Origin of the sequence: Kitasatospora sp. NA04385, from assembly GCF_013364235.1 — a bacterium.
In the GTDB taxonomy this organism is placed as follows: Bacteria; Actinomycetota; Actinomycetes; order Streptomycetales; family Streptomycetaceae; genus Kitasatospora.
In genome coordinates this window covers 6,192,419-6,206,588 of the sequence record NZ_CP054919.1, presented here as the reverse complement: position 1 = coordinate 6,206,588, position 14,170 = coordinate 6,192,419, and the positions used below count along the sequence as shown (strand labels likewise).

Annotated in this window: 7 protein-coding genes and 1 pseudogene; 3 read left to right on the top strand and 5 right to left on the bottom strand. The window is 70.3% G+C overall.

Going from position 1 to position 14,170, the window contains the following annotated elements; translation table 11 throughout:
• Positions 1-83 precede the first annotated feature (83 nt).
• The 3 genes from HUT16_RS27605 to HUT16_RS27595 all read right to left on the bottom strand — a co-directional run bounded on the left by HUT16_RS27605 (position 84) and on the right by HUT16_RS27595 (position 3,379).
• Positions 84-1,844 (bottom strand): glycoside hydrolase family 27 protein, encoded by a 1,761-nt coding sequence (locus HUT16_RS27605; protein WP_176190760.1) that lies wholly within the window; start codon positions 1,842-1,844, stop codon positions 84-86.
• Positions 1,845-2,019: 175 nt separating this feature from the next.
• The gene (locus HUT16_RS27600) at positions 2,020-2,865 is read right to left on the bottom strand and encodes an SDR family oxidoreductase (protein WP_176190759.1); all 846 of its coding nucleotides are present in this window, start codon (positions 2,863-2,865) and stop codon (positions 2,020-2,022) included.
• A 103-nt stretch (positions 2,866-2,968) separates the two neighbouring features.
• Positions 2,969-3,379 (bottom strand): heme-binding protein, encoded by a 411-nt coding sequence (locus HUT16_RS27595; RefSeq protein WP_176190758.1) that lies wholly within the window; start codon positions 3,377-3,379, stop codon positions 2,969-2,971.
• 313 nt (positions 3,380-3,692) lie between these two features.
• Here HUT16_RS27595 and HUT16_RS27590 point away from each other — a divergent pair.
• From HUT16_RS27590 to HUT16_RS39370, 3 genes and pseudogenes are all read left to right on the top strand, one after another.
• A pseudogene (locus HUT16_RS27590) lies at positions 3,693-4,893 on the top strand (IS3 family transposase).
• Between the two features lie 539 nt (positions 4,894-5,432).
• Positions 5,433-5,639, top strand: coding sequence for a hypothetical protein (locus tag HUT16_RS27585; RefSeq protein ID WP_176190757.1), 207 nt, complete (start codon positions 5,433-5,435; stop codon positions 5,637-5,639).
• A gap of 1,471 nt (positions 5,640-7,110) precedes the next feature.
• Positions 7,111-7,242 carry a hypothetical protein gene (locus HUT16_RS39370; RefSeq protein WP_303392105.1) on the top strand — a complete coding sequence of 44 codons (132 nt, stop codon included), beginning with the start codon at positions 7,111-7,113 and terminating at the stop codon, positions 7,240-7,242.
• Positions 7,243-9,992: 2,750 nt separating this feature from the next.
• Here the strand turns inward: HUT16_RS39370 and HUT16_RS27580 are convergent.
• Both HUT16_RS27580 and cas3u read right to left on the bottom strand, forming a co-directional pair.
• Complete coding sequence (locus HUT16_RS27580; RefSeq protein WP_176190756.1) at positions 9,993-11,093, bottom strand: hypothetical protein; 1,101 nt, start codon at positions 11,091-11,093, stop codon at positions 9,993-9,995.
• A 2-nt stretch (positions 11,094-11,095) separates the two neighbouring features.
• Complete coding sequence (gene cas3u / locus HUT16_RS27575; protein ID WP_176190755.1) at positions 11,096-14,143, bottom strand: type I-U CRISPR-associated helicase/endonuclease Cas3; 3,048 nt, start codon at positions 14,141-14,143, stop codon at positions 11,096-11,098.
• Between the last annotated feature and the right edge of the window lie 27 nt (positions 14,144-14,170).

The following is a 14,170-nucleotide window of genomic DNA, read 5'->3' as shown; positions in this document are numbered from 1 at the left end:
CCACTGGCAGCGCCCGGCCCGCGGGTGGGGCCGGGCGGTGCGGTGGGCCCGGTGGCTCGCTTGCGGTCGGCCCCGGCGCGGGTTCAGCCGAGGGTCCAGCGCTGGTTGGCGCCGCCGTTGCAGTCCCACAGCTCCAGGCCGGTGCCGTTGGGGTTGGTGGCGCCGGTCACGTCGAGGCAGCGGCCGGACTGCACTCCGGTGAAGGTGCCGTCGGCGTTCCGGTTCCACTGCTGGTTGGCGCCGCCGTTGCAGTCGTAGATCTCGACGACGGTGCCGGCCGCCGTCCGGTTGTCGTAGGCGTCGAAGCACTTGCCTTCCAGGACCAGGGCCTTGGAGGACGGGTCGTAGGTGACGTTCTGGTTGGGGGCGCCGTTGCAGTCCCAGACCGTCAGCTGCACGGTGTTGTAGGTGGTGCCCTGCGGCGAGTCGACGCACCGCCCGGACAACCGGCTGACCATGGGCGCGCCGATCGTGCCGTGTCCGGCGGCCGGGGTGACGCGCAGCAGCCGCGCACCGTGGCCGGGCACGGCGGCCGTGAACGAGCCGGTGGAGGTGCCGAGGTCGGTGCGGCTCCACAGGTCGCGGACGGCGGCGGCGCCGGTGAAGCCGAGGTCGGACCAGTCGGCGGCGACCCGGGCGGAGGAACCGGCGAGGTTGAAGAGCCCGACGGTGTAGGTGCCGTCCTCGTTGTAGGCCCACCAGGTCTGCTGGGCCGCGCCCTGCCGCACCGGGTGGGCGGGGCGGCCGGCGCGGTCGACGGCCAGGACCTCGTCGTTGGTGAGCAGGGCCAGGTCGGTGGGGTCCATCCGGGTCAGGTCGGTGCCCAGCAGCAGGGGCGCCGCCGAGATGGACCACAGGGTCAGTTGGGTGCGGCGTTCGTCGACGGTCAGCCCGTTGGCGGAGCCGTTGCCCACCTCGACGGAGTCCGGGTCGCCCCAGCCGCCGGGGCTGTCGTACCGGACCCAGGCGGGCAGGTCGTCGAAGCGCAGGGCGACGTTGTTCCAGGTGGTCAGGGTGGAGCAGTAGCACTCGATGTCGTCCTCGACGCGCCACCCGTTGGAGTACTGCTTCCAGGCCGGACCGCTGTTGACGTCGAGCGAGTTGGACAGTTGGAAGTGGACGGTGCGCCCGGACCCGGCCAGCGCCCGGGACCAGTGCTCGACGTCGGCGGTGTCGTTCGGGCCGACGCCGTCCATCTTCAGGTAGTCCACGTCGTAGGACGCCAGCAGGCGGGCCCAGGAGTCGAGGAACGCCTGCGCGGCGGCGGGGTTCTTGGCGTAGTCGATGAAGTACATCGCGCCGTCGCCGAAGTTGTAGTTCTTCTCGTAGTGCGCGGTGTCGGAGACGATGTCCCGGGCGTGGTAGGGCGTTCCCTCGATGGGGGTGTTCTGGTTGTACGCCGCCACCGGGATGCCGGGCGTGAGGTACATGCCGAACTTCTCGCCCTTGCCGTGCACGTAGTCCGCGACGGCCTTCATGCCGTGCGGGAACCGCGCGGCGTCGACCACCCAGCGCCCGTAGGCGTCGACGGTCGTCCTGGGGTCGAGGTAGTAGAAGTCGTCGATGTTGACGTAGGTGTACCCGTGGGCGACCAGTCCGGTGGAAGCCATCGCGGCCGCCTGGGCCTCGATGTTCGCCTCCGTCGGATTGCCCCGCAGGAAGCTCCAACTGCTCCACCCCGCCTGGGGGGTCGCGGCCGCGCCGTTGCCCTGGGCGTGCGCGGTGCCCGGCTGCGTCGCGCCCAGGAGCGAGCCCAGGAGCGACGCCGCGCCCAGCAGACCCGCCCAGCCCCTGCGCCCGTGCGACCGGTGGCGGTACGGCTGCGGCCGCGGGGAAGAGGTCATGGCGATCCGGCTCCTCGACCGGCCCGTCGGGGAGGGGCGGCCGGACCCCCGGGGCCTCCAGGGGCCCGGTTTGCAGGATGAGGGCCGTGAATGAACGCGTCAAGACCGCCCCGGCGGGCGGTCGGCCCGCCCCTCCCCCGCACCAGGTGCCGGTGGTGACGGAGGTGACGGCGGGTCAGGAACCGGCCGGTGTGGCGGGGCTGATGTCGTACGCCTTCTGGACCAGGTCGGGGCGGCGGCCGTCGTTGACCTGCCGCTCCCACAGGGCGTCGACCTGCTCGCGGGTCTGCGGCTCCGTCTCGGCGGGCAGCAGGTTGCGGTAGCGGCGCTCCTCGCCGAGCAGGACGCGCACGGTGCGCTCGAAGACCGGCTCGGGGTCGTACTGCTCGTGCGGGAAGGCGAGCCGGGCGTAGTCGTACAGGCGCCCGGCGGGATCGTCCCGCCACTCCTTCCACGTCTCGAACATGGTGTCGTTGAAGCCGGTGAGGAACGGGCCGGGGTTGATCGTCGCCACCGTGACGCCGAACTCGGCGAGTTCCTGGTCGAGCGCGTCCGCGAACGCCTCGACCGCGTGCTTCGAGGCGGCGTAGGCACCGGTGAACGGATCGACCGTCAGCCCGGCGACCGAGGACATGAAGACGATCCGCCCGCTGCGGCGGGCCGCCATCGCGCGCGCGACCCCCTGGGTGAGCAGGATCGGGCCGAACACGTTCACCTCGAACTGGCGGCGCAACCGCTCCTCGGGGATGTCGGCGCTCGCCCCGCCCTCGGAGACGCCGGCGTTGTTGAGCAGGACCTCGGCGTTCCACGTCCAGGCCCGCTCCCGGTCGCCCGGATCGGTGACGTCCACCTTCTCCACCCGCAGCTCCACACCCCGCTCCCGCGCCGCGGCCCGCACCGCGGTGACTTGGGCGATGATCTCCACGCCCGCGATCACCTCGTGCCCGGCCGCGGCGAGCCTCAGCGCGACCTCCTTGCCGAAGCCGCTGCCCGCACCGGTGATGAGAATCGGTCCCGCCATGTCGTCGCGCCTCTCCCGTGCTGGGGTCCGGTCGTTCCGGACCACGCATGTCCTCGGCCCCCCTGGTGCTGCTTCCCCGGCCCGCCCGCCCCACGCCACCCCGTCACAAGGCCGCGGCCGCAACCTCGGCCACCGCGCCGTCCTGCTCGCGCGAACCACCGCTGACGCCCACCGCGCCCACCACCTCGCCGCCGCTCACGAGCGGCACCCCTCCCGCGAAGACCAGGACCCGGCCCAGCCCCGACAGCGCCATGCCCCAGAACTGCCCGCCCGGCTCGGAGTCCCGCGCCAGATCACCCGTCGGCGAGCGGAACAGGACACTGGTGTGCGCCTTGTCGATGGAGTGCTCGACGCTCCCGAGCTGCGCGCCGTCCATCCGCACGTGGGCGACAAGGCTGCCGCCGGCGTCCACGACGGCGATGTTGCTGGGCGACTGGATCCGGTCCGCCTCGGCGATGCCCGCATCGATGATCCGGCGGGCATCGACGAGGTCAACCGTCTGAATGGTGCGCATGACGGCACGTTAGGCCACCGGCAGCCGGGACCACCCGTGACACGCGCCCGGAGGACGAAACGCCGGCCCTCTCCTGCCACCGGGCACTCCCAGACCCACCAGCCGACCCAGGAGACTTCCCCGCCCCCGCCCCGCCCCTGCGCACCGCCCGCTCTCCGGCGGCAACGGCTGGTGGGGCCTGGACTGGGTAACCCCCTACAGCCGGGCCGGCGACGGCCGCCACCTGGCCACCGCCTGCGCCGACACCGAGCTTTGCTACGTAATGTGGACACCCTGACACTTGGATCTTGTCGATCCAGGAAGGGAAGTCCAGGTGGGACGTCCGTCGAAGTACTCGGACGAGTTCCGTCGTGATGCCGTCGCCCTGTACCGGGCCCTGGATGGTCGGCGCACGTTCGCGTCGGTCGCGAAGAAGATCGGGGTCAACCACGAGACTTTGCGGAACCGGGTGAGAGCCGCCGACGCCGAGCCGGCGTCGACCGCGCAGGCGCTGAGCGCTGAGCGCTGAGCGCTGACGAGCGGGCCGAACTCGCCCGGTTGCGCAAGGCGGAGCGTGAGTGGCAGATGAAAAAGGAGATCCCGCGCCGGGCAGCGGCCTATTTCGCACGGGAGATGAAGTGAGGGTCCGCCGCTGGGACTTCGTCTCCGCCCATGCCGCCGAGTTCGGCGTCCAGCGGCTGTGCGAGATCCTGGGCGTCGCCCGTTCCGGGTACTGCGCACGGCAGGCCGGGGCACGGGCCCGTGCCGATCGGGCAGCGGCCGAGACAGCACTCGTCGACGAGATCCGCGAAGTCCACCGCGAGACCCGAGGCACTTGCGGGGTGCCGAGAATCCATGCCGAACTGCGGGCCCAGGGCCGCGCGGTCAACCGCAAGCGGACAGCCCGCCTGATGCGAGAGCAGGGCATCGTGGGCCGCCACCTGCGCAAACGCTGCCGAACGACGCTCCGGGACAGGAGCCCCCGGTGCCGGACCCGATCGGTCGGAACTTCACCGCGGACGGGCCCGATGTCCGGCAGGCCGGAGACAACACGTATCTGCCGGTCGGCGGCTCGTGGATGCATCTCGCGACCGTCATCGACCTGCACTCGCGCCGCCTGGTGGGCTGGCCGCTGGCCGGCCACATGCGCACCGAGTTGGTCGCCGACGCGCTGGAGGCCGCGGTGACCGCCCGCGGCGGCCGAGTCGAAGGCGTGATCTTTCGCTCGGACAGGGGGGTCGCAATACGGCTCGGCCGAGTTCGCGGGACTCTGCCGGCGCCACGGCATCCGACGGAGCACGGGGAAGGTCGGCTCCAGCTACGACAACGCCGCCGCCGAGAGCTTCTTCGCTTCCCTGAAGCGGGAGTTGATGCACGGACCAAGATGGGCCAGCCAGCACCAGGCGAGGCTGGAGGTGTTCCGCTGGATCTCCTTCTCCAACCTCCGCCGACGCCACTCCACGCTCGACTGCCTCAGCCCGATCCAGCACGAACAGCAGACAGCGGCGTCCCATGGGATCACCCTCGCCGCGTGAAACCCCGGTGTCCACGTCTCGGGGGAGGCTCAGAAGCTGAACGAACTGCTCGGCTGACCAAGATCATTACCGATGTGAGAAGTCGTGAGGGGCAGGCCCGGAAAACGATCAAAGGCCCTGCTCCACTTTCGTGAAACAAGGCCCTGATCTGCGACTTTGGAGCGAACTCCAGTCGGGACGACAGGATTTGAACCTGCGACCCCTTGACCCCCAGTCGCCCGGCGATGGACATCGCTGCACGTCGGGCGGTGGACAGCCCGCGTTGTTCGTTCACCGAAAGACACCTCGGCGAGGATGGTGAGCGACGCGCGGTCCCCGGCTAGTCCCCACCAAGCAGGCCATCCTGCTGCAATGGTGCCGCACCGGGGCGGTGCGGAGCGCCACCTTGATTGCCGTGCAGCCCCTTCGGCATTGGCGCGCTGTGATGGTGCCGCACCAAAATAGTGCGGAGCGACCGCGTCCAGGGCCCGGCGATGGTCGGGGCGGTGTAGCTGCGATGGTGCCGCACCGGGACGGTACGGAGCGACCCAGGAGTCCCCGTGCGGGTCGATGAAGCCGACGCCGCTGCGATGGTGTCGAACTTGGATGGTGCGGCGACCGTGGTTGCGGTGTTCGGCGGCAAGGGCGGCATCGGGCTGCGATGGTGCCGCACCAGGGCGGTGCGGAGAACCGAGCAGGCCCAGAACGAAAACAAGCAGGCCATCCTGCTGCGATGGTGCCGCAATGAGAAAGTGCAGAGGGACTGACGTCGGTGCCGCTCTAGCCGTGTTAGGAGACAAACTCTGATGGTGCCGCACCGGGATGGTGCGGAGCGCTCGGCGTCGTCGCAGCAGCCGTCCTGCTCTGGCAACTGCGATGGTGCCGCACCAGAACGGTGCGAAGCGACCTGGTACCGGCATCCGAGCCGATCAACGCGTGGTCGGCGCTGCGATGGTGCCGAGCCCATGTGGTGCGGAGGAATCCGTATGACACAGATGCCTTAGTGGTGGCCTTGGGACTGAGATTTTGCCGCACCGGGCCGGTGCAGAGTGACCGGGTGGCCCGGGTGACGAGGCCGCGTAGCGGGTTGCTGCGATGGTGCCGCACGGGGACGGTACGGCGCGACCGCCTTGAATGCCTTGCGCACCTCCGGGACGGCACAGGGCGACACCCCGTAGTACGTGGCGCCGAGCGGGGGGCAGCAAGCTTCGATGGTGCCGCACCAGGACGGTGCGGAGCGACTCGGGGTGCCCCTTGGCGGTCTTGAGTAGGGAGCACGTGCTGCGATGGTGCCGCACCGGGACAGTGCGGAGCGCCGGCCAAGACGGAGCAGTACCCGGCGCTGTGGCGGCAGCTGCGATGGTGTCGCACCGGGACGGTACGAAGCGGCCAAGCGGAGTTTGGGATTGCGGCGGCTACGGGGCAGCTGCGATGGTGCCGCACCGAGACGGTGCGGAGCGACGTTCGAGGGCCGCGGCCCACATCACCTCCAGGCCGCGCTGCGATGGTGCCGTACCAGGATGGTACGGAGCAACGGCGGTGGTGACCGGCGTGAGGAGACCCTTGCGGGTGCTGCGATGGTGCCGAACCGGGACGGTGCAGAGCAACGGGTAGGCACCATGGTGGCGGCGGCGATCGTCTCCAAACTGCGATGGTGCTGCATCGGAACGGTGCGGAGCGACGCCCGCAATCGGGTCTCTGGTTAGCGCGTTCGCCGCAATGCCGCGATGGTGCGGACCGACCGTCGGCTGCTGGATCTGATGGTCGAGCCGTTGGTGCTGCGATGATGCCGCACCAGGACGATGTGGAGCGACGCGGATCATCAGCGTCTATCTGACGCTGGTGCACCTACTGCGATGGTGCCGCACCGGGAAAGGGCGGAGCAGCGATGTGGGGGCGCTCCCTGAGCCACACCAGCTGCATCCTGCGATGGTGCCTCACTGGGACGGTGCGGAGCGCCGACCCAGTAGTAGCGGCGCAGGTTGTCGATGACAGCGCTGCGATGGTGCCGCACTGGAACGATGCGGGGCGATCAAGAACGTGGTCAACGCTCCGGGTGGGGTGGAGACACTGCGATGGTGGCGCACCGGGGTAATGCAGAGCGACGGCGCGTTCGCGCATCGTCTCCTCGGCGCTCTTATCGCTGCGATGGTGCCGCACCGGGATGGTGCGGAGTGACTCGGAGTGGAGATGGAGAGCCGGGGTTTCCGAAAGCGGCTGCGATGGTGCCGCACCGGGATGGTGCGGAGTGACTGGTGTGACGGCGTGGAGTTCCTCGGCCCGGAGGAGCTGCGATGGTGCCGCACCGGGACGGTGCGGAGCGACGAGGAGTTCCTGTTCAACATCAACGTGGGCAAGTCGCCGCGATAGTGCCGTACCGGGACGGTGCGGAGCGACCGCGGTTTGGGTGGACGGTGATCACAATTTTTGCCGGCTGCGATGGTGCCGCACCGGGACGGTGCGGATCGACAGCCAAGGCGGAGCAGTGCCCGCCGCTGTGGCGGCAGCTGCGATGGTGCCGCACCGAGACGGTGCGGAGCGACTGGCCAAGTTCCGCGCCGAGATTGCCGTGATCGACGGGCTGCGATGATGCCCGGACCAGGATGGTGCGGAGCGGCTCTCGACGAGATCGCGCTGCGATGCAGCTGCACCAGGAAGGTGCAGAGCGACAACGACGTCCGCCGCCTTCATGCCCAGGGCAATGGCCGGCTGCGATGGTGCCGCATCGAAATGGTGCGGAGTGGCACGTCTGGCAGTTGGCGGTTCCCGTTCTGTACAACGTGCTGCGATGGTGCCGCACCGGGACGGTGCAGAGCGACTCGCGGCGGCGTCGATCAGGTCCGCCGGGCAGTCGAACCTGTGATGGTGCCGCACCGAGACGGTGCGGAGGGACTGGGCTCCGGGCGACAACGAGGCGACGGTTGAAAGGCTTCGATGTCGCCGCACCGAGCGGTGCGGAGCGACGGTCGGAGTCCGGCGACCACTGCTGGCGGGTGCCCCAGCTACGATGGTGCCGCACCAGCGAAGTGCGGAGGTAGGGACGGCTTCGGAGGCCAGAACATCTGGGAACTCAACCTGCGATGGTGCCGCACCGGCAAGGCGCGGAGGAGCCAGGCAGAAGAATGGGCCCTGCGCATCGCACGCGCTGCTGTGATGGTGCCGCACCGATAGGGTGCGGAGGGGTGTTGTCCTCAACGACACTGAACTTCTTGGTCAGCTTGCTGCGATGATGCCGCGCTGGCAAAGATACAGGGGGACCCGGGACGGCGGCCAGAGAAATCCGGCTGGCCGATGAGCTGCGGTGGTGCCGCACCAGTAAGGGTACGGAGATGCCGCACGGAAGGTGAGCGGGTCAGGGTCACCGCCAGCACGAAATGGTGCCGGACCGAGATGACGCGGCGGAAGTCAAGCCCTTCGGCTCGGTGGCCATGTCGCCTTTGAACCTGCGATGGTGCCGCACCAACGGAGGCGAAGGAGCCGGTGCTTCGGCGACTCCTCGGATCTCGAGCTCTGGCTGCCGTGGTGCCCGCCGAGGGCCAGGCCGGCTGGTACGACCAAAGCCAAGTGCCCGAACGGCGATGGTGTCGCGCCGGCAGGGCGTGAAGGGACCATGGGGACCGCGCCGCACGTCATCGTGCCCAAAGCCCTGCGATGCTGCCGCACCGGCCGGCGCGGAGGGACCGAGCGCTGCACGAGTTCATGCGACTTGAAGCGCTCGCCCTGTGATGGTGCCGCACCGAGATGGTCCGGAGCGACCTTGGTCATCGGCCGGTCGCTGCCGACGATCGAGCGGCGACGATGGTGCCGCACCAGGGAGATCAGGAGGAGGATGGCAAGGTACTACGCGAGGAGGCCGTGGCTATGCTGCTGTGATGCCGCCGCCCAGGGATGGTGCGGAGTGCGCCCACCCGTGCTGGTTCGGATACGGGTCATCTGGCTGCGATGGTGGCGTACAAAGCTGGTACAGAGAGATCCGGGGCACGCTTCAGATGACCATCCAGGAGCTATGGCTTCGATGGTGCCGCATCGGTGGGACGGAGCGACAGGCTAGGTCGGAAGGCGGATGTCCTCCGGCCCGGTGCTGCGATAGTGCCGCACTGGGAGGGTGCGGAGCGGCGGTCCTGCGCAACACCCGCACCTGCGGCGTCATGCGGCTGCGATAGTGCCCGGAGTGACGGAGATGGGCCAAGTTCGACGCCTGGCGCAACGTCAAACTGCGCTGGTTCCACCTCGGGGTGGTGCGGAGCGACCCTGGCCGGCATGGGCGGCCGCAGCATCGAGACGACGCTGCGATGGTGCCGCACCGGGGAAGGGTGCGGAGCGCCCCCGGCCGCTGAAGAGGCCTTCCTTCGCTGGCGACCTGCGATGGTGGCGCACCGGGAGGGTGCGGAGCGACGTCAGAAGTGACAGGCCATCCGGGCCAGTCATCTCGCGCTGCAATGGTGCTGCACCAGGATGGTGCGGAGCGACCTGCCGGTCGTCGGCCAAGTGGTACGACAGGTCGGCACTGCGATGGCGCCGGCCCCGGGACGCGCTGAGCGACTGACGGCGAGACTGTCATCAGGGTTGAACTCGATTTCGTTGCGATACTGCCGCACCAGGATGGTGCGGATCGACCTACAGGCGCGAGCCGAACTGACATGCCCCCAAGCCGCTGTGAGGGTGCCGCACCCGTGATGGTGTGGAGCGACTCTGCCGGAGGCTCGACAAGGACGCTGTTCTCGAAGCTGCGATGGTGCCGCACCGACGAGGTACGGAGCAACCCTCCTGGGAGGTCAGCACAGCGTCGGTGCTCAGACCCCTGCAATGGTGCCGCACCGGAACGGTACGGAGCGACCGGGAAGCTGCTGGCGGCCGCCGACTACCTGTCGGGGCTGCGATGGTGCCGCACCGGGAGGGTGCGGAGCGACGGCGTCTGAGCTGCTGGCTTGATGGTCCGACGAGTCGGTTGCCGTGCCTGCCCGGGTGCCTTTAAGGCAATTCGGACTTATTGCTTCGACGCGGTGGGGTGTTTTCGTGTCTGCTTGTGGTTCCGAAGTCGTGTCCGCCCGGGGTGCCGTCTTCTGTATTGGCGCTGTGGAGTTATCAAGGGCCGGGGGTTGGTGGAGTGAGGGTGGGGTTCAGGGCCAGAGGTGGCGGCTTGCGGCGAGGGGTCCGTTGGATTGTTTGAGGCCGGTTCGGGGTGCGGTGTGGAGGGCGGTGACGCCGAGGTTGGTGAGCATCGCGGTGTTGCGGTTTGTGCCGGGTTCGGTGGCGCGGACGGCGGGGTGTTCGAGGAGGACGGTGACCGCGGTGGAGGTGAGGGGTGGTGTCCAGGCGGGCCATCGTAGGGCGCCGCGGCGGTTGGTGGTGTCCCAACTGGTGGCGGTCTGGGTGCGGCCGGTGGCGGTGAGGCGGAAGGTGCCGAGGGCGTGGAGGGCGAGCCAGGTGGGGCCGGGGGCTCCGCGCTGGTAGGGCTTGCCTTCGGAGTTGGTGTGGGCGTCGCCGAGGGAGCGGTGGTCGAAGTTGGCGGAGGCGTAGTCGGGGACGCGGCGCCAGCCGTCCAGGGCCGAGCGGATCTGCCGAGGGTCGTTGTGGCAGCCGAGGACGGCTCTCTGGGCCAGGCCGGTGATAGTCATCTGGCCGGCGGCGGCGATCAGCGGTGTGACGGGCGTGCGTCGAACCGTGGTGGGCGCCGGCCCTCCGACAGGTTCCGGGTCGTTCTTGCCGGTTTTGGGTTTGACGTCCTCGAAGCACATGACGTTGGTCAGGGCGGCGAACCAGCGGGCTTGGCGGTCGCCCGTCTCGCGTTCGGCCTGGGCGAGTTCGCGCAGGGTGTGGTGCGCGGTGTCGACTCGAAGGCGCAGGGCTTCGTTGGGTGCGGTGGTGTCTTCGCGGGTGCGGGTGAGGAGTCCGGGGACGTGGGGGAAGGAGTCCCAGCTTTCGTCCTTCGTGCTGGCTGTGTCGGTGTCCTCGTTGTCCTGGTCCTCGGTGTCGGCTGTGTCGTCCGGCTGTCCGGCTGTGGGGGTGGGCTTGGGCGGGAGGTGGGTGGTGAGGAGGTCGGTGAGGGTGTCGAGGGTGAGGGGTTGGTCGGTGGTGAGGACGGCGGGGCCGGCGGGGCCGTTCCAGTGGAGGCGGGGTTTGGCGGTCAGGGTGGCGGTGGTGAGCTCGAGGATGCCGAGGGCGGCGAGGAAGCCGAGCGGGTCGTCGGCGTGCAGGGCGGGGAGTTCGAGTTGGTGCACGGTCAGTTGCCTTCTTCGGAGCAGGCGATGTCGGCGAGGCGGACGACGGATTCCAGGAGGGCCAGGCCCCAGGGGCCGTAGCGCTGGTTGAGTGCGTCGAAGCGGTCGGGGCCGTTCCAGTCGGTGCCGATCGTCGTGCTGGAGACGGTGACGATGGTGTCGTCGGGCATGGTGCACTCGACGAGGACGGGCTCGGGGTCGGCGAACGCGGGCAGCATCGGGCGGGCGTAGCCGTGGTGCGCGGCGACGAGATGGATGACGAGGTCGTGGTCGAGCCCTTGGGCGGCGTCGGGGTCGGTGGCGAGCCAGGTCTGGACGGCGGCGGCGCTGAGAGCTTCGTGGCGCAGGTCCTTGGACCAGTTGGCCAGGTGGGCGGCGCGCCTACGGGCGGCGCGGTCGGCGGGGTCCATGCCGGACTTGGCGAGGGGTTCGGGCAGGGATTCGGCGAGCAGGCGGTCACCGGAGCAGAGCATGCACTGGAACCGTGGGTGGTGTTTCCCGCAGTCGTGGGCCCGGGCGGCCAGCACGACGGCACCGACCAGGTCGTCGGGCAGTCCGACCGCCCGGGCGAAGTCGCGGGCGCGTTCGCCGACCGTCTGGTGATGGCGTTGGAGGGTGACGGTGCGGGTGAGGCTGCTGCTGTCCGGGTCTCCGTCGTCCACGGAAATCCGGTAGCGGCCGGCGTCGGCGAGCCGCGGCGGGAGGAGGACGATCCGCCCCTGACCATCGCGGTCGACCAGCACCGCCCCGGCCGTAGCCGACCGTCCGATGCGCCACTCGGCAACCTCCAACAGGCCCTCCAGGCGTCGGCCCAGTGCCGGGGTGTGCCGGGCGGGGCCGTCGGGTGCGGTGTCGGTGGGCAGGGTGGCGAGCAGGCTGGTGATTGCGGCGCGGATGGCGTCGGTCGTGCTCACGGCGTCCGGGGCGTCGGGGTCGGTGGTCAGGTCAGTGATGGCCTGTTTGACGATCGGGGCGAACTGCTCGGGGGCAGTGCCGGTGGTGCTAGCCAGGACGGCCGGGTCGAGGCGTAGCGGGGTGCGGGTGTGATCGGCGGGGTGGTCGCCGAGGTCGGGGACGGGGGTGTTGGGGTCGGCGGTCCAGCCGTAGGCGTCGTGGCCGCCGGCGGTGGTGGGCAGGACGAGGGTGGCGCCGGGTTTCAGGTCGTCGGCGGCGCGCGGGGTGGTCCAGGTGCCGTCGGCTTCGCGTTGGAGGACGGTGGTGCGCAGGCGGGTGGGTGGGTTGCGGGGTTCGGGTGTGGTGTCGGCGTCGGGGCCTTCGAGGTCGCTGGTGTCGGGGGTGCGGCGGGGTTCGGTGAGGGAGCGCCGCACCGCGGCGAGGGGCAGGGAGAGGGTTTCGGCGGTGTGGACGGGGGTGGTGCGGAGGTGTTCGACGAGGGTGTCGGGGTCGGTGGTGTCGGTCGGCAGGTCGGCGCGCCACAGGAGTTGGACTTCGGGCTCGCCGGTGTCGAGGCCGTGGAGGAAGGGGGCGGGGGATTCGTCGGGGACGGGGATGGGGCTGGTGCGGGCGAAGGCGTCCACGCGCACCCGGTGAACAGGTGGGATGTGTTCGCCGGCGCGGGTGAGCGGTGCGGTGTCGGTGCCGTCGAGGAGGCCGGGCAGGGTGGCGGGGTTGAGGACCAGGCCGTCGAGGAGGTGGGGGGTCAGTTCGGCGGGGTCCTGGGTGTCGTGGGCCGGGGCGTGTTGGGTGAGCCACTGCCAGGTGTGGGCGGCGGCCGGGCCGTAGACGGGGATGCGGTCGGGGTCTTCGGGGTTGTGGGTGCGTACGAGGATCGCGGGCACGGGGCCGAGTTCGCCGCGGCGGTCGAGGCGTCCGAGGCGCTGCAGGGCGGAGGCCCAGTCGCCGCATTCGCTGACCATGGCTCCGAAGGTGCAGTCGATCCCTACTTCGAGGGTCTGGGTGCTGATCACGACGAGGGGGCGTTCGCGGTCGGGATCGATGCCGGTAAGGAGCTCGGCCAGCGGGCCGGTGACGAGCAGGTCGCGTTCCGCGGGCCGGCAGCGGCCGGTCAGCAGCAGCACGTCCACGTCGGTGCGTCCGGAGAGTGCTTCGTGGGTGGCGCGGGCGTGGGTGATGGTGTTGGCGATCACCGCGACCGCGGGCAGTTTCAGGAGGGGAAGGACGGCGTCCAGGCCGGTTTCGGCGGCGAGGGCGAACGCCTCGGCGGGCTTCTTCGACCAGCTGCTGGCGTCCAGCAGTGTCACGTGGCGATCGGCCGCGATCCGCCGCCCGGCGATCGGGTGGGCGCGGTCGGCGTCACCGATGCCCAGGCGGGGCCGTCCTCCGGTGGCGCTGGTCGCCGACAGGCTCACCACCCGAAGCGCCCGTAGCGCCAACTCCGCTCGTGTCGCCGTCTGCTGGTAGAGGGCGGTGTCGGCGGCGGTCGCGAGCAGGGCCTTCGACAGGTGGGCCTCGTCCAGGGCGAGCAGGGCGTCGTACCCGGTCAGGGCGGCGTCGATCGGAGCGCGCTGCGGTGAGGTGTGGTAGCCGCGGAACAGCAGGCGGCTGCCGTACTGGTCCACGGTCGACGTCACCACCAGCGGCTGGGCTGGGCTGCGCACCCAGTTCGACTCCCACCTGGTGCCGCCGCGCATCCGCAGCACGTCCAGAGGCAACGCTCCGCCGCCGAGGTCGCGCAGCGATGCGGCGACCTTCGCCCGCACGGAACCGTCCGGCGCCCCGGCGAGGGCCGCGGCCAGCTCGAGGGAGTGCTGGTGGGCCTGGTCGACCACCAAGCGCCGGTCGACGCAGAAGAACAGCCGCAGCGGCACCCTCCGGTGCTCCCGGCCTAGCCTGCGGGCGTGTTCCCAGGCGAGGAGGAAGATCCAGATGTCAATGAACGTCGTCTTGCCCAGTGCGGTGGGCACGTCGAGGTCGGGCCAGTCCGCGCGGTCGGCCACGGCGTCCAAGTAGGCGCTCTGCCACGGGAACGGCGCCCAGCCCTCGCACCCGTCGCACACCGCGGTCCGTGTCCCGTCCGGGCAGTGGGTGTGGTGATGGACCTCCCGGAAGAAGGTTGGGAACTCGGCCACCTCGATCGTCGCAGACCGCTCGGCGCC